Annotated in this window: 2 protein-coding genes; both read right to left on the bottom strand. The window is 70.2% G+C overall.

Annotated features, from left to right (window positions below):
- Positions 1-467, bottom strand: a 467-nt coding sequence (locus WA805_RS13805; protein WP_425242533.1) for a DUF1365 domain-containing protein, incomplete at its 3' end; no start/stop codon positions are given.
- Positions 464-1,522, bottom strand: a 1,059-nt coding sequence (locus WA805_RS13810; protein ID WP_425242534.1) for an NAD(P)/FAD-dependent oxidoreductase, incomplete at its 5' end; no start/stop codon positions are given. The genes WA805_RS13805 and WA805_RS13810, both read right to left, overlap by 4 nt.

Consider the following 1,522-nt stretch of genomic DNA (forward strand, 5'->3'; position numbering starts at 1 on the left):
TGGTACCAGCCGTCGACGGGGTGGTACGGCGAGACGTACAGCGCCTTCTCCATCCGGGCGCGGCCTCGGGCGTCGGTGTGCACCAGGTAGGCGTGGCGCTGTCCGTAGGTGTTGTGCACCTCGGCGATCACGCACGCCAGCGTCCCGTCCGCGCGATGGCACCAGAACACGGTCAGCGGGTTGAACACGTAGCCGAGAACCCGTGCGTGGGCCAGCATCAGCACCCGGCCGCCGCCTAGGTCGATGCCGTGCGTCCGCAGGAACTCGTCGACGTTGCCCCGGATGGTACGACCCGGGCCATCGAGGTGATCGCGGGCGTTGAATCCGGCGAGCAGCCGCAGCCAGCCGCGCAGCGAGGGCAGCTCATCGAGGTCGACAAGCCACTGGTAGGTGCGGTAGCTGAACACGTTGCGCAGTGGCGCCCGCCTGGCGTGGAAGACGCGGCACTCATACAGCGCGGCGGTCACCAGACGCCGCCAAGTGCGCGCGCGGCGGCGACCCCTGACCGGCAGCCGTCCTCGTGGAACCCCCAGCCGTGGTAGGCGCCGGCGAAGGCCGTGACCGCGTTGTTCAAGCGCGGGAGCCGCGACTGCGCGGCCACCGACTCCCGCGTGTAAACGGGATGGGCATACCGCATGGTGGCGATGCGCCGCGCCGGGTCAATCTCGGCGGAATCGCCGAGCGTGACAATGTAATCTCGCGCCGTCGGCAGGCGCTGGAGCCGGTTCAGGTAGTAGCTGATCCGCGGTGGCGCCGCGGCTGGCCCCCCGCCACAGCCCTGCGAGTAGTTCCAGGACGCGCGGACGCTGGCGCGCGCCGGGAGAAGGCGACTGTCAGTGTGCAGCACTGCCTGGTTGGGCGTATAGCGGAACGCGCCAAGGACTGACTGTTCCTCTCGCGTGGCGGTGTCGAGCATCCGCAGCGCCTGATCCGGGTGAGTGGCGATCACCGCGGCGTCGAAGTCGCGCGCTTCCCCGGACGCGTCGCGCACCTGTACCCCGTCGGGGTAACGGCGGACGGAAACGACAGGAGACGACAGGCAGATCTTCGCCAGGCCGACCGCGATGCCCTCGACGTAGCACCGCGAACCGCCGCTGACCGTACGCCACGGCGGCGAGCCGGAAACCGACAGCATCCCGTGGTTGGCGAGGAAGGCGAACAGATAGCCGGCCGGGTAGCGCAGTGCCACGTCCGGCGGGCACGACCAGACGGCCCCGACCAGGGGTGCCGCGAAGTGGGTCGTGAAGTACGCGGAGAAGCCGCGGGCTCGCAGGAAATCGGCGAGTGAAAGCTCACCGGACTCCCCGGATGCCAGCACCCGCCTGGCGGCCCGGTGGAACCTCGGGACCTCCGCCAGCATCCGCAGATACCGGGGCCCGCCACGCCGCAGGCCGGCGCCGAGCCCGGCCAGCCCGCGCTTGCCCGCGTACTGAACTCCGCAGCCGGAGCAGCTGACCGACATGCTCATCTCGGAGGCCTGCGTCATGACGCCGAGCTCGCGGAACAACCGGTTCAGCAGCGG

Source organism: Trebonia sp. (assembly GCF_049794275.1).
Classification (GTDB): Bacteria; Actinomycetota; Actinomycetes; order Streptosporangiales; family Streptosporangiaceae; genus Trebonia.